18 protein-coding genes are annotated in these 19,830 nt (G+C 68.6%); 13 read left to right on the forward strand and 5 right to left on the reverse strand.

Features of this window, described 5'->3' with window-relative positions; all coding sequences use genetic code 11:
* Positions 1-44 precede the first annotated feature (44 nt).
* Together ACFVVI_RS28310 and ACFVVI_RS28315 are read left to right on the forward strand one after the other, a co-directional pair.
* Positions 45-434 carry a YchJ family protein gene (locus tag ACFVVI_RS28310; protein WP_387447533.1) on the forward strand — a complete coding sequence of 130 codons (390 nt, stop codon included), beginning with the start codon at positions 45-47 and terminating at the stop codon, positions 432-434.
* An 18-nt stretch (positions 435-452) separates the two neighbouring features.
* Positions 453-728, forward strand: a complete 276-nt coding sequence (locus tag ACFVVI_RS28315; RefSeq protein ID WP_132369677.1) for a SelT/SelW/SelH family protein — start codon at positions 453-455, stop codon at positions 726-728.
* Between the two features lie 20 nt (positions 729-748).
* Here the strand turns inward: ACFVVI_RS28315 and ACFVVI_RS28320 are convergent, their stop codons facing one another.
* Positions 749-970 (reverse strand): zinc ribbon domain-containing protein, encoded by a 222-nt coding sequence (locus ACFVVI_RS28320; RefSeq protein ID WP_379223472.1) that lies wholly within the window; start codon positions 968-970, stop codon positions 749-751.
* A 105-nt stretch (positions 971-1,075) separates the two neighbouring features.
* Between ACFVVI_RS28320 and ACFVVI_RS28325 the strand changes: the two genes are divergently transcribed.
* From ACFVVI_RS28325 to ACFVVI_RS28355, 7 genes are all read left to right on the forward strand, one after another.
* Positions 1,076-2,203, forward strand: coding sequence for an ROK family protein (locus ACFVVI_RS28325; RefSeq protein WP_387447534.1), 1,128 nt, complete (start codon positions 1,076-1,078; stop codon positions 2,201-2,203).
* Between the two features lie 172 nt (positions 2,204-2,375).
* The gene (locus ACFVVI_RS28330; protein WP_387447535.1) at positions 2,376-3,419 is read left to right on the forward strand and encodes an ABC transporter substrate-binding protein; all 1,044 of its coding nucleotides are present in this window, start codon (positions 2,376-2,378) and stop codon (positions 3,417-3,419) included.
* Positions 3,416-4,267 (forward strand): ABC transporter permease, encoded by an 852-nt coding sequence (locus ACFVVI_RS28335; protein ID WP_379311950.1) that lies wholly within the window; start codon positions 3,416-3,418, stop codon positions 4,265-4,267. Before ACFVVI_RS28330 ends, ACFVVI_RS28335 begins: the two co-directional genes overlap by 4 nt.
* Positions 4,243-4,983: an ABC transporter ATP-binding protein gene (locus ACFVVI_RS28340; RefSeq protein WP_387447536.1), complete on the forward strand. Its 741-nt coding sequence runs from the start codon at positions 4,243-4,245 to the stop codon at positions 4,981-4,983. Before ACFVVI_RS28335 ends, ACFVVI_RS28340 begins: the two co-directional genes overlap by 25 nt.
* A gap of 12 nt (positions 4,984-4,995) precedes the next feature.
* Positions 4,996-6,339, forward strand: coding sequence for an LLM class flavin-dependent oxidoreductase (locus tag ACFVVI_RS28345; RefSeq protein WP_378993498.1), 1,344 nt, complete (start codon positions 4,996-4,998; stop codon positions 6,337-6,339).
* Positions 6,336-10,088, forward strand: a complete 3,753-nt coding sequence (locus ACFVVI_RS28350; RefSeq protein WP_387447537.1) for an ABC transporter ATP-binding protein — start codon at positions 6,336-6,338, stop codon at positions 10,086-10,088. The genes ACFVVI_RS28345 and ACFVVI_RS28350 overlap by 4 nt, the downstream gene beginning before the upstream one ends.
* A gap of 298 nt (positions 10,089-10,386) precedes the next feature.
* Positions 10,387-11,964, forward strand: a complete 1,578-nt coding sequence (locus ACFVVI_RS28355; RefSeq protein WP_387447538.1) for a carboxylesterase/lipase family protein — start codon at positions 10,387-10,389, stop codon at positions 11,962-11,964.
* On the opposite strand, the gene ACFVVI_RS28360 is transcribed toward ACFVVI_RS28355, so the two are convergent.
* Positions 11,957-12,331, reverse strand: a complete 375-nt coding sequence (locus tag ACFVVI_RS28360; protein WP_387447539.1) for a winged helix-turn-helix transcriptional regulator — start codon at positions 12,329-12,331, stop codon at positions 11,957-11,959. The genes ACFVVI_RS28355 and ACFVVI_RS28360 overlap by 8 nt on opposite strands.
* A 67-nt stretch (positions 12,332-12,398) precedes the next feature.
* Between ACFVVI_RS28360 and ACFVVI_RS28365 the strand changes: the two genes are divergently transcribed.
* Positions 12,399-13,049, forward strand: coding sequence for a nitroreductase family protein (locus ACFVVI_RS28365; protein WP_379317119.1), 651 nt, complete (start codon positions 12,399-12,401; stop codon positions 13,047-13,049).
* Positions 13,050-13,107: 58 nt separating this feature from the next.
* Here the strand turns inward: ACFVVI_RS28365 and ACFVVI_RS28370 are convergent, their stop codons facing one another.
* Genes ACFVVI_RS28370 through rfbD form a run of 3 tightly spaced genes read right to left on the reverse strand, consistent with a single transcriptional unit; the run spans position 13,108 to position 15,991 of the window.
* On the reverse strand, positions 13,108-14,187 hold the full coding sequence (locus ACFVVI_RS28370) for a sugar phosphate nucleotidyltransferase (RefSeq protein WP_378993504.1): 1,080 nt from the start codon (positions 14,185-14,187) through the stop codon (positions 13,108-13,110).
* A 35-nt stretch (positions 14,188-14,222) separates the two neighbouring features.
* A complete protein-coding gene (locus ACFVVI_RS28375; RefSeq protein WP_379317961.1) occupies positions 14,223-15,128 on the reverse strand; it encodes a glycosyltransferase family 2 protein in 906 nt (301 codons plus the stop codon).
* Positions 15,129-15,139: 11 nt separating this feature from the next.
* Entirely contained in the window at positions 15,140-15,991 is an 852-nt protein-coding gene (gene rfbD, locus ACFVVI_RS28380; protein ID WP_387447540.1) for a dTDP-4-dehydrorhamnose reductase, read from the reverse strand.
* Positions 15,992-16,217: 226 nt separating this feature from the next.
* Between rfbD and ACFVVI_RS28385 the strand changes: the two genes are divergently transcribed.
* From ACFVVI_RS28385 to ACFVVI_RS28395, 3 genes are all read left to right on the forward strand, one after another.
* Positions 16,218-17,639: an LCP family protein gene (locus ACFVVI_RS28385; RefSeq protein ID WP_387447574.1), complete on the forward strand. Its 1,422-nt coding sequence runs from the start codon at positions 16,218-16,220 to the stop codon at positions 17,637-17,639.
* Between the two features lie 3 nt (positions 17,640-17,642).
* Positions 17,643-18,356 carry a TIGR03089 family protein gene (locus tag ACFVVI_RS28390; RefSeq protein WP_379317333.1) on the forward strand — a complete coding sequence of 238 codons (714 nt, stop codon included), beginning with the start codon at positions 17,643-17,645 and terminating at the stop codon, positions 18,354-18,356.
* Between the two features lie 103 nt (positions 18,357-18,459).
* Positions 18,460-19,788, forward strand: a complete 1,329-nt coding sequence (locus ACFVVI_RS28395) for a cytochrome P450 (RefSeq protein ID WP_387447575.1) — start codon at positions 18,460-18,462, stop codon at positions 19,786-19,788.
* Positions 19,789-19,830: the final 42 nt, after the last annotated feature.

The following is a 19,830-nucleotide window of genomic DNA, read 5'->3' on the forward strand; positions in this document are numbered from 1 at the left end:
GGACCTGTGCGTGGCGTGGGGGTTGGGTCCGGCAGGATGACGGTATGGGTGAAGTGAGAGCGTGTCCGTGTCGTCGAGGTGAGTCGTTCGATGCCTGCTGTGGACCGATTCTGGCCGGGGAGAAGGCCGCGCCGACCGCGGAGACGCTGATGCGTTCGCGCTACACCGCCTACGTCGTCGGCGATGTGGACTACCTGCTGGGCTCGTGGCACCCCAGTACCCGCCCCGCCGAGCTCGAGCTCGATCCGGACCAGCGATGGCTGTTCCTCGAGATCGTGGGCACGCAGCGTGGCGGGCCGTTCGACGACAACGGCACCGTGGAGTTCATCGCCCACTACACACTCGACGGCGCGCGGGACACTATGCACGAGCTGAGTACCTTCGTGCGGGTCGACAGGGCCTGGGTCTACCTCGACGGGACATTCCAGGCCTGATCAGGGGATACTGCTCGGGTGCCCCGTATCGCGATCGAATACTGCACCCAATGCCGCTGGCTGCTGCGCGCGAGCTGGATGGCGCAGGAACTGCTCACCACGTTCGCCACCGAACTCGGTGAGGTGGCGCTCGTGCCCGGTCAGGGCGGCATCTTCCGCATCACCCTCGACGGCGAACAACTCTGGGAACGCAAGGCGGACGGCGGTTTTCCCGATATCGCCGTCCTCAAGCAGCGCGTGCGCGACCGGATCGCACCCGATCGCGACCTCGGCCACGTCGACCGCCGCGACTGACGGCCGGGCAACCGGCGGGGTCAGCAGCAGCCGCCGCCACCGCAGCAGCCCCCACCCGCCGGACGTGGCGCGGGCGCGGGGGCGGGCGCCGAGCCGCGTCCCACCGCCGCGAAGGTGGTGAGCAGTTTGACGGTGTCGTCGTGGCCGGCCGGGCACGTGGCCGGATCCGAGGACTGCGCCATCGGCCGGTTGACGTCGAACGTGTCGCCACAGGAGCGACACCGGAAGCTGTAGTTCGGCATCGGCCCAGTGTAAGGCCGATGCTTGCGATCACGCTGCGCCGAACGCTTCGTCGTGGCCGCTGCGCTCCGTACCGTGAGCGAACAGCGGTGATGGCGAGGTGGCGCATGGCGAACAGTAGCGCGGGGGCGGTATTGCGGGCGGTGCTCGACCTCGGGTCGGCACCGCGCAGCGTGGTGGCCAGACACGCCGGGGTTTCCCCGGCCACGGTCACCTGGCAGAGCCGGGCGCTGGTCGAGGCGGGACTGCTCGTCGAACTGCCGGAGTCACCCGGGCCGGGTGGCGTGGGCAGGCCACACAGTCCGATCGCGCTGGACGCGGGCGGCAATGTGGTGATCGCGGTGCACATCGCGGCGGTGCAGATCACCGTCGCGGTGGTCGACATCGCCGGTGCGGTGCTGCACAGCGAGCAGGTGCCCCATCGCACCCATGCCCCGTACGACATCCTCGACGCCGTGCTGGAGCGAGTGCGCGCGGTCGGGGCCGCCCTCGCCGACCAGGTGCGGATCCGCGGGCTCGGGGTGGCGATCGGCGGCCGTGTCGACACCGCCACCGGTTCGGTCGTCGAACACTCCTACCTGCGCTGGCGTGATGTGCCGGTGCGCGAATACCTGAGTGCCCGAACGGGTTTACCGGTCAGTGTGGACAGCCATACCCGCGCGACGGTGCACGCCGAGCAGCTCTACGGACGCCTGCGTGGCTCGGCGAGCTCGATCGTGCTGTTCGTCGGCAATGTCATCGACGCCGCCATCGCCGTGCACGGCCGCGTCCACTGCGGGCCACATTTCGGGGCGGGCTCCATCGCCCGATTGCTCGGCACGACCGACAGATTCGCGCTCGAGGCTCTCGGTGACCACGCGTTGCTGGCGCGTGCCGAAGCGGCCGGCCGGTACGACGGCTTCCCCGCATTGGTGGCGGCGGCCGCGGCGGGTGGCCCGGAACGCGAGTACTTCATCGAGCGCGCCACAGTGATGGGCGAGGTCGCCGCGGCACTGATCGATCTGATCGACCCGGAAGCGCTGGTACTGATCGACCGTGGCCTGATCACGGTTCCCGGCGTCCGCGAAGCCTACGACGACGCGGTGCGCGCCCACTCGACCATCAGCGCCGACCCGTCCGAGGTGATCTTCGCGTCGACGTTCCCCGGTCAGGTGCTGGTGATGGCGGCGGCCGGGGTGGTGTTGCAGGAGTTGTTCAGTGATCCTCTGAGCACGGTTGTCGCGCAGGCAGTTTGATTCGTGGTTATTTTAAGACAGTCGAATATTGACCGGAAGCGGCGTCACCCGCGACAGTTGACACTATGAACAAAATGCAGTCCGGCGTCGCCCGGGTTACGTCGGATGTGCTGTGTTGTCGCGGTTCGAATTCCGTCGCCGACAATTCTTCCATCAAATCCGGGAAATCACCTTGCGTAAAAATATTCGACGAATAGCACTTCTCGCCGCGGCGGCTTCGCTGCTCGCGGTCTCCTGCGCCACCGGCGACGAGGGCGGCGCCGCGCTGACGAATCCGCTGCCCACCCAGGTCCCCGCCGGGGTCTCGCTCGCGGTCGCGGCCAATACCGCCAAAGTGGCGCTGACCGCGTCGGGAGAACTGAACAAGCTCGGGTTCACGGTGTCGTCGTGGCCCGCCGTGCAGGCCGGCCCCGATGTCATCCAGGCTTTCCGTGGTGGCTCGGTCGACCTGGCCACCAACGCGGGCATTCCGCCGATCCACGCGCACGCCAGCGGGCTCGACGCGAAGATCGTCGGTGTCAAGGTGCGCACGACCCCGCTGTACAAGCTGGCCACCGCCCCCGGATCGACCTTTACCAACCTCGATGGGCTGCGCGGGAAGAAGATCGGCTTCTCGCCGGGCCAGGCGCAGGGGTTGGTGGTGTTGCGCACGCTGAAGGCGGCGGGCATCCGCACCGACGAGGTGCAGCTCGTGGAGCTGCCGAGCACGAAGTTCCTCACCGCCCTGCAGGCCAAGGAAATCGATGTCGCCCCGTTCGGCGAACCGACCCTGACCAAGTACCTCGACAAGTACCGCGTCGACGGTGCCACCGCGATCGACACTCCCGCCGTCGACGCGCTGACCGTGCTGTGGGCGCCGACCTCGGTGCTGCGTGACGACAGCAAAGCCGCTGCCGTCGCCGAATTCGTGAAATTCTGGGCACGCGGCGAAGTCTGGGCCTGGGAGCATCCCACGGAATGGATCGACGCGTACTACGTCAAAGATCAGTCGGTCTCGGCCGAGGACGGCAAACGCATTGTCGCCACGACGGAAAAGCCGTATTTCCCGGAGAATTGGAACGAGGCGATCACCTGGGAACAGGAGACGATCGATCTGGTGACGAAAGCCGGCTTCTTCGGTAATTCCTTCCCCGCCGGCGAACTGTTCGACCGCCGATTCGAGAAGATCGCGTTCGACGCGGTGTCGGCGCCGTATCGCACCAAGGGGCAGCAATGACCATCGCCCTGTCTCGCACCGCGATTCCGGTTTCCGCACCGTCCGGTGACGGATTCGTCGAGCGGCGCACGCTGCGCCGGCTCGGACTGCGCAAGGCCTTCCCCGCCGCCCGCCTGCTCGGTGTGGTCCTGGTGGTCGCGGCCTGGGCCGCGGGTTCACTGCTCGAACTGATCGACCCGCGCAAACTGTCAGCGCCGTGGACTGTCCTGGCGACCGGCTGGGAGTTGCTGGTCGACGGGCCACTGCTGGCCAACCTGGGGGTGTCGCTGCAACGGGTGCTGATCGGCATGGTCCTCGGCGTGCTCATCGGCACCACGCTCGCCGTGATCGCGGGACTTTCCCGGTGGGGTGAATCGCTCATCGACGGCCCGGTCCAGATCAAGCGGGCCATTCCCACCCTCGGCCTGATTCCGCTGATGATCCTGTGGCTCGGTATCGGCGAGGAATTCAAGCTCGTGCTCATCACCCTGGGCGTGGTCGTGCACATGTACATCCAGACCCACGCCTCACTCACCACGATCGACCAGAAACTGGTGGAACTGTCGGAGGTGCAAGGCGTTTCACGCGCGGAGTTCATTCGCAGCGTGGTGCTGCCCGGATCGCTGCCCGGCTTCTTCCTCGGTCTGCGGATGTCGGTCACCAGTGCTTGGCTGGTGCTGATCGTGGTCGAGACGGTCAACGCCATCGACGGTCTCGGCAAGATGATGTCGAACGCGCAGAACTACGGGCAGGCCGATGTGATCCTGGTCGGCTTGGTCGTCTACGCCGTCTTCGGACTGGCCTCGGATTCGGCGATCCGCCTGGTGGAACGGAGGGTGCTGTCATGGCGACGCACTATCGCGGGGTGAGCGAGCCGAAGGTCGCGGGTGTCGAAGTGCGCTCGCTCACGCGAAGATTCGGCGATCGCACGGTGCTCGACTCGATCGACCTGACCATCGCGCCCGGCCAGTTCGTCGCTTTGCTCGGACGCAGCGGCTCCGGCAAGAGCACGTTGCTGCGGGCGCTCGCCGGGCTGGACTACGACGTCGACGGCGGCGGCACACTGCGCATCCCGGCGAAGACCTCGGTGGTATTCCAGGATTCACGGCTGCTGCCCTGGCAGCGGGTGCTGCCGAACGTGCTCTACGGGCAGCCGCGCACGCGCCGCGCCGCCGGCGAGCAGGTCCTGGCCGAGGTCGGCCTGGCCGGTCGGGAACGCGCCTGGCCCAGAGAGCTCTCCGGCGGTGAGCAGCAACGAGTGTCGCTGGCCCGCTCCTTGGTCGGCGAACCGGATCTGCTGCTGGCCGACGAACCCTTCGGCGCGCTCGACGCGCTCACCCGGATCAAGATGCACGCTCTGCTGCGCGACCTGATCAGCCGGCATCGTCCGACCGTGCTGCTGGTCACCCACGATGTCGACGAGGCTGTCGCACTGGCCGACCGGGTGATCGTGCTCGACGACGGAAAGCTCGCGGTGGACATTCCGGTCGACCTGCCCGGCGAGCGTGATCCGAGCCAGCCCGCGTTCCAGCGCATCCGCCGCACTCTGCTCACCGCACTCGGGCTTGCCGAGACCGCGGCCTGAAAGGCACCCATCATGTCGAAGAAACTGCACCTCAACGCTTTCCTGATGTCGGTCGGTCACCACGAGGCGGCCTGGCGGCTGCCGGAGAGCGATCCCCACGCGCACACCGACATCAACTACTACGTCCGGCTCGCCCAGACCGCCGAGCGCGGCAAGCTCGACTCGATCTTCTTCGCCGACAGCCCGGTACTGATGGGCGACCCGGGTCGTCGGCCGAGCGGCAAACTGGAGCCGACCGTCATCCTGACCGCGGTCGCCGTGCAGACCAGCCGGATCGGCCTCATCGCCACGGCCTCCACCAGCTACAACGACCCCTACAACCTCGCCCGCCGGTTCGCCTCGGTGGACTGGGCGAGCAACGGCAGGGCGGGCTGGAACATCGTCACCACCGCCGGTGCCGACGCGGCCCGCAACTTCGGTCTCGACGACACCCCCGACCATCGGCTGCGCTACGAGAAGGCCGCCGAATTCGTCGACGTGGCAACGAAACTGTGGGACAGCTGGGACGACGACGCCATCCTGGCCGACAAGGAACTCGGCATCCACACCGATGCCTCGAAGGTGCGCAAGATCCTGCACCACGGCGAGCACTTCCGAGTGGACGGCCCGCTGAACCTGCCGCGTTCCCCGCAGGGATATCCGCTGCTGGTGCAGGCGGGATCATCGGAGGACGGCAAGGAGTTCGCCGCCCGCTACGCCGAAGCCGTGTTCACCGCGCAGCAGACGCTCGACGATGCCAAGGCCTTCTACACCGACCTCAAGGCCCGCACCGTCGCCGCGGGCCGCGACCCGGAGAGCATCAAGATCCTGCCCGGCATCGTCCCGATCATCGGCGACACCGAGGAGCAGGCCCGCGCACTCGACGAGGAACTGGCGCGGCTGATCTCGCCCGAATACGCGCGCAAGCAACTCGCCGAGCGGTTCAAGCTGCCCGTCGACGAGCTCGACCTCGACAGTGAGCTCCCCGAGGAGCTGCCCACCGAGGACGACATCGAGGGCGCCAAGAGCCGCTTCACCCTGATCGTGAATCTGGCTCGGCGCGAACGGCTCACGGTGCGCGAGCTGATCGCCCGGCTCGGTGGCGGACGCGGGCACCGCACCTTCGCGGGCACCGCGGTCCAGGTGGCCGACGCCATCGAGGACTGGTTCCGCCAGGGCGCCGCCGACGGCTTCAACATCATGCCCGCGGTACTGCCGTCGGGGCTCGAGCGCTTCGTCGACGAGGTGGTCCCGATCCTGCAGGAGCGCGGCCTGTTCCGCACCGAGTACACCGAGACCACGTTGCGCGGCCACTACGGTCTCGCGCGACCGGCGAACCAGTTCGACGACGCGGACGCGCTCGTGGCCGCCCGATGAGATCGGACTGGATCCGGTACCTGACCCGCCGCTGTCTCGAGCACCGGCGGCTGGTGATCGTCAGCTACACCGGTGCGCTGGCGGCGGCACTGCTCACCGCGGCGCTGCCGCTGGTGGTGCGGCATGTGGTCGACACACTCAGTGCCACCGCGGCGTCGGTGACGCCGTGGGTGGTGCTGTTGCTGGTGATCGGGGTGGCCAGGTTCGCGTCGTCGTACGCGCGCCGGGTGGCCTCCTCCGAGCTGTCGCTGGGGGTGCAACACGACCTGCGCCGCGACCTGTTCGCCGCGTTGCTGCGGCTCAACGGGCGCGAGCAGGCACAGTTGCGCACCGGGCAGGTGGTGAGCAGGGCGATCACCGATGTCACGTTGATCCAGATGTTCCTGCAGCTCATCCCGATGATCGCGGGCAATGTGGCGCTGCTGCTGGCGGTGCTGGTGCTGATGGCCGTGATGTCGCCTGCGCTCACCGTGATCGCGCTGGTCGTGCTGCCGGGGCTGTGGATCGTCACCCGGCGCAGCCAGCGTCAACTGTTCCCCGCGAACTGGGACGCGCAGGCGCGGGCCGCCGAAGTGGCGATGCAGGTCGAGGCCGCCGTGGCCGGTGTGCGGGTGGTGAAGGGTTTCGGGCAGGAGCAATACGAGCTGGATCAGCTGGGCGCGCGTGCGCGGGTGCTGTACCGGTCGCGGTTGCGGGTCGCCCGGATCACCAGCCGGTTCACCCCCGTCGTGCAGGCGGTGCCCGCGGCGGGGCAGGCGCTGATCCTGATCGTCGGCGGGTTGCTCGCGCTGCGCCAATCCATCACGCTCGGCACGTTTCTCGCGTTCATGACCTATCTGGGCGCTTTCGTGGGGCCGGTGCGGCAGTTCTCGATGCTGCTGACCGTGAGCCAGCAGGGCAAGGCGTCCCTCGACCGGGTGCGCGAGGTGATCGAAGCGCCGGACGACGCGGGCGCGGCGCTCGGCGCGACGGGGACGCCGGTCGCCGTCTCGAGCGGACTCGGCGCCACCGAGCCGCCGTCGATCGAATTCGACGCGGTCACTTTCGGTTTCGACGACACGATGATCCTGGACGGCGTCGACCTGCGGATCGGCTCGGGCGAGACCGTCGCCGTCGCGGGTGGTGCGGGCAGTGGCAAGTCGATCCTGGTGTCGTTGCTGCCCGCCCTGCTCGAGCCCGATTCCGGCGCGGTGCGTTTCGACGGGATCGACCTGCGAATGCTGCCCGACCCACGCGCGCAGGTGGCGATGGTCTTCGAGGACACGCACCTGATGGCCGATTCGATCCGGGCCAACGTCGCCTACGGCAGACCCGACGCGAGCGACGAACAGGTCTGGCACGCGCTGTATCTGGCCGCGGCCGACGAATTCGTCACCGCCCTGCCACAGGGCATCGACACCACCATCGGTGAACGCGGACAACGGCTCTCGGGTGGTCAGCGCCAGCGCATCGCGCTCGCCCGGGCCCTGCTCACCGAGGCGCCGGTCCTGGTGCTCGACGACGCCACCTCCGCCATCGACGCCCAGGTGGAGGAACAGATCTACCGGCGGATCGGCGCCGAGCTGCGCAAGCGTACGACCATCGTCGTCGCGCACCGGATCTCGACCCTGGCGCTCGCCGATCGGGTCGCGGTTCTCGACGGCGGTCGCGTCGCCGAACTGGGCACACTGCGCGAACTACAGCAGTCCGGCGAACTGTTCCGGGCCCTGTTCACTCCGCCGGAAGTCGTCGGCATCGGCGTCGATCCGCACCGCGACAGCACGCGGGTCGCCACCGAAGAGCTCTGGGTGGCACCGGAAGTCGACTCCGACGACGACCGCACGATGGAACACCTGGCCAAGGCGTTCGCGCGGCGCTCGGCCGGCGCGCCCGCGGGTCCCGGCGGTGGCGCGGGCGGGGGCATGATGGCGAGCGCGCCACCCAGCGGCGATATCGTCGCCCTGCTCGACCGGCTGCCGCCGGTGTCCGGCGAACCCGAGGTCGACCCGTCGTTCTCCCACACCCCCGACACCGCGTTCTCCCTGCCGCGACTGCTTCGCCCGTTCACCTGGCCGCTGCTCGCCGGACTCGGTCTGGTCGGACTCGATGCCATCGCCCAGGTGCTGATCCCGTTCCTGGTGCGCTACGGCATCGATCACGGCGTCCTGGCCGGTGCGCGCGACGTGGTGATCGGCGCGGCCGCGCTGGCGATCGTGGTCGTGGTGGTGGACTGGGCGATCAGCGTCGCCCAGGTGCGCGTCACCGGGCGGGTCGGGGAGCGGCTGCTCTACGGTCTGCGGCTCAAGACCTTCGCCCACCTGCAACGGCTCGGCCTGCAGTATTACGAGCGCGAGCTCGGTGGCCGGATCATGACCAGGATGACCACCGACGTGGACGGGCTGTCGGCGTTTCTGCAGACCGGCCTGGCCACCGCGCTCACCAGCACGGTCACCATCGCGGGCGTGGTCGCCGCACTCCTGGTGATCGACGCCGAGCTGGCCGTGGTGGTCCTCGTGTTGCTGCCGGTGCTCGGCGTGGCGACCGTGGCCTTCCGGCGCGCGTCGATTCCCGCGTACAACCTGGCCAGGGAGCGGGTCAGCGCCGTCAACGCGTATCTGCAGGAGAACGTCGACAACATCACCGTCACCCAGGCGTTCCGCCGGGAGTCGGTGAACCAGAACGAGTTCGAGCGCCGGTCGTGGGCCTATCGCGACGCGCGGCTGCGTTCGCAGGTGCTGATGGCGGTGTTCTTCCCGTGCATCGAGCTGATGTCGGTGATCGCCACGGCCGCGGTGCTCGCGGTGGGCGTACACCAGGTGCGCGACGACGTGCTCACCGCGGGCACGCTCATCGCGTTCCTGCTCTACATCGAGTTGCTGTTCGCCCCGATCCAGCAGCTCTCGCAGGTGTTCGACAGCTATCAGCAGGCGGTGGTCGGCGTCGACCGCATCGGTGACCTGCTGCGCACCCCCGTCGACACCCCCGAGGCCGCCGATCCGCTCCCGGTGACCGGCCTGGACGGCGCGATCGAACTGCGCGCGGTGAGTTTCGGGTACTCGTCGCGGGCTCGCACGGTGCTCGACGGACTGGACCTGCGGATCGAGCCGGGCCAGAAGGTGGCCCTGGTGGGAGAGACCGGGGCGGGCAAATCGACGCTGGTCAAGCTGCTCGCCAGGTACTACGACCCGACCGAGGGAGCGGTTCTCGTCGACGGTGTCGACATCCGCCGGTTCCGGCTGCGCGACTTCCGCAAACGTCTCGGTGTCGTCCCGCAGGAGCCGTTCCTGTTCGGCGACACCGTGCGCGAGGCCATCGCCTACGGCAACCCCGATGCCGAGCCCGCCGAGATCGAGTGGGCCGCCCGCGCGGTCGGGGCGCACGAGATGATCGCGGCGCTCGAACACGGGTACTACCAGCCGATCGGCGCGCACGGGCGCAGTCTGTCGGCCGGGCAGCGGCAGCTGCTGGCATTGGCCAGGGCGCAGCTCATCGACCCGGACATCCTCATCCTGGACGAGGCCACCGCCTCGCTGGATCTGGCCACCGAGGCACGGGTGCGTGCCGCGGTCGACGTGCTGACCGCGGGCCGCACCACGATCGTCGTCGCGCATCGGCTCGCCACCGCCGCTGATGCCGATCTGATCGCGGTGGTCGGCGGGGGCAAGCTCGTGCAGATCGGCGCTCATGCCGAGCTGGTGGCCGTCGATGGACCGTATCGGCGCCTGTGGGCCGCCTATGTCGGTGACGAAGCCCAGCACATTTCCAGCTAATCGGCGAGAGGTCGGCCGCTGTCCGGTGGGGGAGATCCGGATGGCGGCCGACCTCGGTCCCCCCGGGAGTGGCGGGCAGGGGCGGCATCCGCCGCCGAACCCGCGTCACGACCGCCGGGTGTCGGCGCGGAACGGTACTTTCGCGTGTACCGCGGAGTAACTGTTACCTGCGGAAATGGCGCGTAGGGCACGCGTTCGGGCGGTATCCACGTACGCTCGTAGGAAGTCACCAGGTGCTGCGACCAGCGGGAGCAAATACACAGGCACCCGTGCGGTCGTGCCGGCTAGGAGGTGTGCGATGAGCATTCAGCCCGATTTCGACCCGGACACGCGGACCCGTGATGCCGACCCACTGGCGGAGACCGAGTACGGCACGGTCGGTGGAACCTGGGATGGACCGGTCGCCGTATGGCGCAGCATTCCCTACGCCGCCGCTCCCGCTGGGCCCGCTCGTTTCGCGAAACCCGAACCCCCGAAGCCCTGGGACGGCGTGCGCGACTGTGTGGTGTTCGGCGATATCGCACCGCAGGCCATGGGCGCGATGGTGCCGGTGGATTCCGACCTGCAGATGGGCGAGGACTGTCTGTGGGTCAACGTCTGGTCACCGCGGCCCGAGCCCAGCGACGACGCACCGCGTCCGGTCATGGTCTGGGTGCACGGCGGCGCCTACTGCCTCGGCACCGCCGCCCAGGCCATCTACGACGGACGCAAGCTGGCCGAGGCGGGCGACGTGGTGGTCGTCTCGGTGAACTACCGCATTGGGGTGTTCGGCTTCCTCGATCTGTCCTCGTTCGGTGAGCAGTTCACCGCGAACCTCGGTCTGCACGATCAGCTCGCCGCCCTCGCGTGGGTGCGAGACAATATCGCCGCCTTCGGTGGTGATCCGGGCAATGTGACCCTCTTCGGTGAGTCCTCGGGCGCGGGATGTGTCACCGCGCTGCTCACCTCGCCCGCCGCGGCCGGGCTGTTCCACAAGGCGATCGCCCAGAGTCCGCCCGCTACCACGGTTTTCGGGCAGGAACGGGCGGCGGTCGTCGGACAGCGCTATCTCGAGCTGCTCGAACTCGGGCCCGGCGAGGCGAATCGGTTGCTGGAATTGCCGATCGAACAGCTCGTCGAGATCGGGTCCGTGCTGCTGGACGAGGTGCCCATCAAGGAACCGGGCAGGCTCGCCGCGGCACCGGTCGTCGACGCGGACCTGTTGCCCGGCTACCCGATCGACCGATTCCAGCAGGGGCATTCGCATCGGGTGCCGTTGCTGATCGGCACCAATCGCGATGAGGCGTCGCTGTTTCGGGTGCTGCGCTCACCGATCATGCCGGTGACGCCCGACGCGGTGAACGCGATGCTGCGCGACGTCGCCGCCTCGCATCCGGAGATGTCGCCCGAGCGGATCGCCGAGATCACCTCCGCCTACCCTGACCTCACCAAAACCCGTGGCGCACTGGCGATGTCGACCGACGCGGCCTTCCGGATGCCCGCGGCCTGGGTTGCCGAGGGGCATGCCCAGCATTCGCCGACCTGGATGTACCGCTTCGACTACGCCACCCCGATGTTGAAGGCGGCCAGGGTGGGAGCCGGTCACGCCACCGAATTACCGTATGTCTTCGGCAATTTCGGTACCTTGAACCACGACCCCACCTTCTGGCTCGGTGGACGCAAGGCCTCGGTCGCGGTCTCGGGCCGCATGCAGCGTCGCTGGCTGGCCTTCGCCGAACACAGTGTCCCCGCCGCCATCGACGGCTCCAAACACTGGCCCCGCTACCGCCCCACCGCCCGCACCACCCTGCTGATCGACACCATCGACCGCATCGTGGACAACCCCGACGCCGACCTCCACACCGCCTGGGGCGACCACGCCGTCGGCTTCAGCTAGACCCGGCGCGAGCGCGTTCGATCTCGTTGATGTGGGTCTCGGTCCACTGCCTCAGGGCGGTGATCGGCTCGGCGAGGCTGCGACCCAGCGCGGTGAGCGCGTAGTCGACCCTGGGCGGAATCGTGGGATACACCGTGCGGGTGACGAATCCGTCGGCCTCGAGACTGCGCAACGTCTGGGTGAGCATCTTCTGGGAGACGCCCTCGATGCGCCGGCTGAGGTCGGTGTAGCGCTGCGTGCCGTCGAGGAGCGCGTCGATCACCAGGATCGTCCATTTGCCCGCGATGTGATCGAGCACCTGCCGGGTCGGGCACTTCGCCGAGTAGGCGTCGGCGGGCAGGCCCGAGGACTCCACGAAGGTTGTCATCGGGGGATAGTAACGCACTATTTAGTGCCTACTTCCCAATGGAGAGTGACTCTCTGATAGTGGGTGCATGACATCGAAAACTCTGTCGGTCGCCGAAGCGATCCGCACCCGACGCACCGTCCGCCACTACCGCCCGGATCCGGTTTCGACGACCGATCTCGAGGTGCTGCTCGATCTCGCCATCGAGGCGCCCACCAGCTGGAACTTGCAGGATCGCGCCATCGTCGCCATCACGAGCGAGGCAGGTCGGGCCGGTCTGGCCTGGGCGACCGGTGACCAGCCTCAATCGCGGGAGGCGCCACTGATGCTGGTGTTCGTCGCCGAACCGGAGTCCTGGCGCGCGGACCATCGCGACGTCTACGACCAGGCTCGCGGCAACGGCGCGTGGACCGAGGAGTTCATCGAGATGTTCGCCTCGGCGTCACACGAGTTCCAGACCGATCTCGCGCGGCGCGGGCTACTGCGTGAATACGCGGTCAAGGACGCCATGATCGCGGCGACCTACGTGATGCTGGCGGCCACCGAGCTGGGGCTGGCCACCGCACCGATGAACGGCTGGGACGAAGCGAAGGTGAAGAAGACGATCGGGATCGGCGACCGTGACGATCTCGCGATCGCGCTGCTGCTGGCGGTCGGTCATCCGGCCGAGCGCCGCGAGCATCCGGGCCGCCGGGCCAGGGAGCGCAATGTCTTCCGTGAGGCGTATGGGCTCGCGTGAACAGCACAACGCCGGGTCGCCGGCCGAGGGAATCGGCGGTGACCCGGCGTCGCGAGGATCAGACGTCGGTGGAGAAGCGGATGCCGCCGTCGGGGATGACCACGCCGGGCCACACCCGGGCGCCACGCAGGAGCTCGCAGCGGGCGCCGACATGGGCGCCGTCACCGATCACACCGTCGCGAACCAGTGCGCGGGGGCCGATGCGGGCACCGAAGCCGATGATCGAGCGTTCGACGGTAGCGCCCGCCTCGACCACCGCGCCGTCGAAGATCACCGCGCCGTCCAGTCGCGCACCCGCGCCGATTTCCGCGCCGCGCCCGACCACGGTCCCGCCGATCAGCAGCGCGCCCGGTGCCACACCCGCGCCGGGGTGGACAAGAGACTCGCCACGCTGGCCGGGCAGAGCGGGGGAGGGAGCGATGCCGCGGACCAGGTCCGCGGAGCCGCGCACGAAGTCCTCCGGGGTGCCCATATCGCGCCAGTAGGAGGCGTCGACGTGGCCCTGGACGCGGGCGCCCTCGGCCAGGAGCGCGGGGAAGACCTCGCGTTCCACCGAGACCGGGCGACCCGTGGGGATCTTCTCGATGTACTCGCGGCGGAACACGTAGCAACCCGCGTTGATCTGGTCGGTCGGCGGATCCTGGGTCTTCTCCAGGAACGCGGTGACCCGGCCGTCGTCGTCGGTCGGCACGCAACCGAAGGCGCGCGGGTCGCTGACGCGGACCAGGTGCAGGGTGACGTCGGCGTTGGTCGACTCGTGGGTGTCGAGGATCGCACCGAGATCGGTGCCGCCGAGAACGTCGCCGTTGAACACCATCACGTTGTCCGCGCGCAGCTTGGGCAGCACATTGCGGATACCGCCGCCGGTGCCGAGCGGTTCGGTCTCGGTCACGTACTCCAGGTCCAGGCCCAGCTCCGAGCCGTCACCGAAGTGCTCTTCGAAGACCTCGGCCTTGAAGGACGTACCGAGCACCACGTGGGTGATCCCGGCTTCGGCGATCCTGGCCAGCAGGTGGGTCAAGAACGGCAGCCCGGCCGTCGGCAGCATGGGCTTGGGCGCCGAGAGGGTGAGCGGACGCAGCCGCGTGCCCTGTCCGCCGACGAGGATGACCGCGTCGGTGCCTGCATTGCCTGCCATCGAGTTTCCCCTGTTCACAGTGGACCGGTACCTACTCAGGCTCCGGTTCGCGCTTGCTCACGCAGCGCCGATCGAACCGCAATCTTGGAGCGAACCGCAAGTCCGGCCCGCAACGCGCCCCGCAACGGTGCCTGCCACCAGTGCGGATGCCGGTCCGCCTGGAAGCGGTAGGCGCTGGCGTGGTGGGCGGGCAGCATCAATTCGGGATGCTTGCCCGCGGCATGACCCTTGGCGTGGGTCACCTCGGCGTCCGGGACGAATACATTGTGCCAGCCGGCCTTGCCCATGCGGTCACCGAAGTCCACGTCCTCCATGTACATGAAGTAGCGCGAGTCGAAACCGTCGATGGTGTCGAAGGCGGCGCGGCGCACCAGCAGGCAGGAGCCGGACAGCCAGCCGACCACCCGCTCGGAGATCTGCTCGTTCTCCTGGCGGTAGCGCACCGACCAGGGGTTCTTCGGCCAGACCGAGCCCAGGATCGCGTGCCCGGCGCCATCGGCCAGGCCGGGGACCCGGCGTGCGGACGGGTAGATGCTGCCGTCGGGCTCACGAACCATCGGCCCGATCGCGCCCGCCCGCGGCCAGCGTGCGGCGGCTTCGAGCATCTTGTCGATGGAGTCGACGCCCCAGCGGATGTCCGGGTTGGCCAGGATGACGAATTCGATGGACGGATCGATCTCGGCGACGGCCCGGTTGATGGCGCCGCCGTAGCCGATATTGCCGCCGGTGTGCAGCAGCGTCACGTGCGAGTTGGCCTCGGCGACGAGTTCGGGGACGCCGTCGGTCGAGCCGTTGTCGGCCAGGATCACCTGCGGCTTCTCGCTGGTCGCGTCGGCGAGAGTGGTGATGAAGTGCTCGAGGTGCTCACCCGGTGAATAGGTCACCGTGACCACGGCAAGGCCGGCGGTGGCTGGAGAATCGGCTGCGTCTGCTGCGTTCACGACTGCGGAGCCTAGTCGGACAACCGGCGCAGTGTGTCGGTGAGTGCGATACGCCAGGGGCGCAGCGGGGTGAGGCCCGCCGCGTTCCAGGCGGCGGGGGACAGCACCGAATACGCCGGGCGCGGTGCGGGTCTGGGGAATTCGCTGGAGGCGCACGGCAGTACCCGGTTCGGGTCGGCGCCCAGGTCGGTGAAGACCGCCGCGGCGAGGTCGAACCAGGTGGCGGTGCCGGAATTGGTGGCGTGCAGCACACGGGGGGCGTCGGGGCGGGTGCTCAATTCGAGCAGGCCCGCGGCGAGATCGGCGGCGCTGGTGGGAGAGCCGAGCTGGTCGTTCACCACGGTGACGGTGTCGCGTTCGGCCTCCAGCCTGCGCATCGTCGCGACGAAATCCCCCTCGACACCGGAATAGACCCAGGCGGTGCGCACGACCTGGGCGCCCAGCGCGAGCACCGCCTGCTCACCGGCGAGCTTGGATCGGCCGTAGACGGTGCCCGGTCCGGTGGGGTCGTCGGGTTCGTACGGGGTGCGCGCGGTCCCGGGGAAGACGTAGTCGGTGGACACGTGGATCAGCCGCGCGCCCGCCGCGGCGCAGGCGGCGGCCAGGACGCCCGGTCCGGTCGCGTTGGCGGCGAAGGCGGCGTCGACGTCGGTTTCGGCGGCGTCGACCGCGGTGTAGGCCGCGCAGTTGATCAGTACGGCCCCCGGGGTGAGGACGGCGTCGACGGCGGCGCGGTCGGTGATGTCGAGTTCGGCCCGCCCGAAGCCGCGCGCCTCGGGTGCCAGGCGCAGGATCTGTCGTCCCAGCAGACCATGTGCGCCGGTTACGATCAGGTGAGCGGGGGCGGGGAAATCGACGTTCACGCGGCCAGTCTGGCACGCCGGGGCACGTGCGGTTGGGCCCGAGTGTGGTAACTGTTGGTTAGCCTGTGATGGCCGGTGTCCTCGGACGAGCCCGGGTTAACGACAAAGGCGGAGTTTGCCGGGGGAAGAGCGGGCCGGGCGCGGAGTTCGTCGAGAGGATGCACGAGTGCGAGAGTCGACAAGACCGGTCAGCGCGCCTGCGGGCACCTTCGGTCCGGCCAAACTGATGGTGGCGATTTCGGCGGTGCTGGTGCTGGCACTCACCGGATTCGCCTGGCGCAGTGTCGATAACCTGATCGCCAACATCGACCGGATCGGCGGCCTCGGCCTCGGCGGTGAGCGCGACGGCGCTGTCGACATCCTGCTCGTCGGCGTCGACAGCCGCACCGATGCGCACGGCAACCCACTCACCAACGCCGAACGCGCGATGCTGCACGCGGGCGACGAGGTGGGCACCAACACCGACACCATCGTGCTTATCCGCGTGCCCAACGACGGCCGCTCGGCCACCGCGATCTCCATCCCGCGCGACTCCTACGTCGATGTCGGCGGCCAGGGCAAGGCCAAGATCAACTCCGCGTACGGCTCGACCAAGGAGGCCGAACGCGCCGAACTGCTCGCCGACGGCAAGTCCGAGGCCGAGGCCGAGCGTGAGTCGACCAAGGCGGGCAGGCAGGCGCTGATCAAATCGGTCGCGACCCTGACCGGCATCACCGTCGATCACTACGCCGAGGTGAGCCTGCTCGGCTTCGTGCTGCTCACCGACTCGGTGGGCGGTGTCGAGGTGTGCCTGAACCAGGCGGTGGACGAACCGATGTCGGGCGCGGACTTCCCGGCCGGGCGTCAGCGGCTGGACGGTCAGGAGGCATTGAGTTTCGTGCGCCAGCGCCACGATCTCGAACGCGGTGACATCGACCGGATCGTGCGTCAGCAGGTGTTCATGGCGCAATTGGTCGGCCAGCTGCTCAACGCCAAGACCCTGGCCAATCCGGGCAAGCTCAGCGAGATCAGCGAGGCGGTCGGGCGCACCGTCGTGCTCGACGACGACTGGGACGTGCTGGCCTTCCTGCAGCAGCTCAAGGATCTGTCCGGCGGCAAGGTGGAATTCGAGACCATTCCCGTCTCCGATCTCAACAGCATGACCTCGGCCGGAGAGTCGGTGGTGAAGGTCGACCCGAAGACGGTGCAGAGGTTCGTCGCGGGTCTGGTGGGGGAGGAGAAGAAGGAAGAGGAAGACACCGCTCCGAAGATCGATACCTCGACCGTCACGGTGAACGTGCTCAACGCGGGCGGCGCCACCGGACTCGCGGGCAAGGTGTCCACTGCCCTGACGGGCAAGGGATTCCGGGAAGGCACGGTCGGCAACTACACCGACGGCAGCGTGAGCTCGAGCCGCGTGCTGGCCGCCGACGCCGACGACCCGAAGGCGGCGGCGGTCGCGCAGGCGCTGGGTGGCTTGACGGTGGTCGCCGACAAGACGGTGTCGGCGGATACAGTGAGCGTGGTGTTGGCGAGCGACTATTCTGGTCCCGGCTCGGCCGCGGCAGGCATGTTCGATCTCGACGCGACATCCTCGGCGACCGCGACACCGATACCGCCCGCCCCGCCGATCGACGCAGGCCAGAACGGACCGAAATGTGTGAATTGACCCATGCGTGAGCCGAATTCGACCCTGACCGACGCCCTCCTCGACCCCATTCTCGAACGTGATCCCGCCGGACCGCGCGTCACCTGGTACGACGACGCCACCGGTGCGCGGATCGAACTGTCCGGGCTGACGCTGGCCAACTGGGCAGCCAAGACCGCGAACCTGATCCGCGACGAATTCGCGCTCACCCCGGGCGCCAGGGTCGCGGTGCTGTTGCCCGCGCACTGGCAGACCGCCGCGGTGCTGCTCGGTTGCTGGTGGGCCGGCACCGAGGTGGTGCTCACGCCCGATCCCGACGCCGACCTCGCGCTGGTCACGCCCGACCGACTCGACGACGCCGACGGTGTCGACGAGGTGGCGGTGCTGTCGCTGGACGCCATGGGGACGCCGGTGCGCGACCTGCCGGTCGGAGTCACCGACTTCGCGACCGCGGTGCGCGTGCACGGCGATCAGTTCCTGCCCGGTGGATTTCGGGCCGCGCTCGACGGCCTCTCGGTGCCGGAAGTGCTGACGATGGCCCGGAAATCTGCTGCGCTGCAAGATTTTTCCGCTGGCGACCGAGTGCTGTCGAGTACGCCGTGGGAGACGGTGGAGGAGCTGATCGACGGCTTCGTCGCGGTGTTGTTCGCCGGCGCCTCGCTGGTGCAGGTCGTCAATCCCGATCCCGCCGGTGTCGAACATCGGGTCGTCACCGAGAAGGTGACCGTCCGGCGCTGACTCCTACCCAGGTATAGGTTCGGGTCCACCTGGGGGACGTGTCGCGTGTCACACCCCGTCCGTACTGTGGAAGCAAGACTTCGGCAGAGTGGCAGGGGTGGCGATGATTGCGAAATACTGGGTTCGATGGTCGGCCGAACACGGGGCGCCGCGCGCGATTCTTCGCTGGCAGGCGCGTCGCGGCGATCCGTTCTCGACGTTGCTCAGCGGTCAGCGGGGCCTGCACGATCCGTATCCGCTGATCGATGAACTGCGTGGTCGCGGCGGATTGATCAAGACGTCGGTGTCCTATGCCACGTTCGATCACGCGCAGGTCCGAGCGATTCTGCGTGCCCCTGAATTCGGTGTGCGCCCTGCCCTCAACGCGGATCTGCCCGCCGCGTGGCGCAAGCTCGCCGGGGTGGTCACGGTGCCGCCCAACCCGGTCGAGCCGCCGTCGATGCTGGTCCTCGACCCGCCGGAGCACACCCGGATGCGCAAGCCGGTGGCGTCGGCGTTCACCCCGCGCGCTATCGCTCGGCTGCGCGAGCGCGTGGAGGTGGTCACCGCCGAACTGCTCGCGGCGATGCCCGCGAACGGCTCGGTCGACCTGATCACCGATTTCGCGGCCAGGGTGCCGATCGCGATCATCGCCGACATGCTCGGCTTCCCGCCCGCGGACCGCGAGATGTTTCTGCGCTGGGGCGACAAAGTGACCCCGTTGCTCGATCTCGGCACCTCATGGCGAACCTATCGAGCCGCGATGACCGCGATCGAGACCATGGACGACTACCTGGCCGACCACATCGCCACGTTGCGTCGCGCACCGGGCGAGGACATCCTGTCCACCCTGGTCCGCTCGGGTGATCTGAGTCTGCGGGAACTACAGGCGGGCGCGAGTCTGCTGATGGGCGCCGGTTTCGAGACGACGGTGAACCTGATCGGCAACGCGGTCGCCGCGCTGTCGGCCCATCCCGATCAGCTCGCCCTCGCCCAGGACGATCCCGAACGCTGGCCCGACGTGGTGGAGGAAACGCTGCGGTTCGATCCTCCCGTCCAGACCACCGCGCGCCAGACGCTCGAGGATGTCGAGATCGATGGTGTGCGAGTGCGGGCGAACAGTACGGTGATCCTGTCGCTGGCCGGGGCCAACCGCGACCCGGCGGTCTTCCCCGACCCGCACCGCTTCGACATCGACCGCCGTAATGCCAAGGAGCACTTGGCGTTCAGTAGCGGCGTGCACTCCTGCCTGGGTGCGAGCCTGGCCAGGATGGAAGCGGTCCACGCCCTGCGCGCGCTCTACACCCGCTACCCGAATCTGCGTTTGCGCGGCGAGCCGGTCCGTCGAAACCTGTTCACGCTGCACGGTTTCGAGCACATGCCGGTCGACCTGGGTCCGGTCGCGCGCATCTCGGCCCCCGATGACCTGGCGGGGGCGTCCCGTCCGGCCTGAGTCCGGTGCTCACCGGTCGTCGGCCGGACTTTCGCGCTTGCC

The sequence above is a fragment of the Nocardia sp. NPDC058114 genome (assembly GCF_042884695.1).
In the GTDB taxonomy this organism is placed as follows: Bacteria; Actinomycetota; Actinomycetes; order Mycobacteriales; family Mycobacteriaceae; genus Nocardia.

Bases quoted from the DNA above. Each gene is read 5' to 3' on its own strand.
- ACFVVI_RS28320 (WP_379223472.1), bottom strand. From the start codon at position 970: ATGCCGAACTACAGCTTCCGGTGTCGCTCCTGTGGCGACACGTTCGAC.
- ACFVVI_RS28335 (WP_379311950.1), top strand. From the start codon at position 3,416: ATGACCATCGCCCTGTCTCGCACCGCGATTCCGGTTTCCGCACCGTCC.
- ACFVVI_RS28345 (WP_378993498.1), top strand. From the start codon at position 4,996: ATGTCGAAGAAACTGCACCTCAACGCTTTCCTGATGTCGGTCGGTCAC.
- ACFVVI_RS28390 (WP_379317333.1), top strand. From the start codon at position 17,643: ATGCGTGAGCCGAATTCGACCCTGACCGACGCCCTCCTCGACCCCATT.
- ACFVVI_RS28340 (WP_387447536.1), top strand. From the start codon at position 4,243: ATGGCGACGCACTATCGCGGGGTGAGCGAGCCGAAGGTCGCGGGTGTC.
- ACFVVI_RS28360 (WP_387447539.1), bottom strand. From the start codon at position 12,331: ATGACAACCTTCGTGGAGTCCTCGGGCCTGCCCGCCGACGCCTACTCG.
- ACFVVI_RS28365 (WP_379317119.1), top strand. From the start codon at position 12,399: ATGACATCGAAAACTCTGTCGGTCGCCGAAGCGATCCGCACCCGACGC.
- ACFVVI_RS28325 (WP_387447534.1), top strand. From the start codon at position 1,076: ATGGCGAACAGTAGCGCGGGGGCGGTATTGCGGGCGGTGCTCGACCTC.
- ACFVVI_RS28395 (WP_387447575.1), top strand. From the start codon at position 18,460: ATGATTGCGAAATACTGGGTTCGATGGTCGGCCGAACACGGGGCGCCG.
- ACFVVI_RS28385 (WP_387447574.1), top strand. From the start codon at position 16,218: ATGGTGGCGATTTCGGCGGTGCTGGTGCTGGCACTCACCGGATTCGCC.
- ACFVVI_RS28355 (WP_387447538.1), top strand. From the start codon at position 10,387: ATGAGCATTCAGCCCGATTTCGACCCGGACACGCGGACCCGTGATGCC.
- ACFVVI_RS28350 (WP_387447537.1), top strand. From the start codon at position 6,336: ATGAGATCGGACTGGATCCGGTACCTGACCCGCCGCTGTCTCGAGCAC.
- ACFVVI_RS28370 (WP_378993504.1), bottom strand. From the start codon at position 14,187: ATGGCAGGCAATGCAGGCACCGACGCGGTCATCCTCGTCGGCGGACAG.
- ACFVVI_RS28310 (WP_387447533.1), top strand. From the start codon at position 45: ATGGGTGAAGTGAGAGCGTGTCCGTGTCGTCGAGGTGAGTCGTTCGAT.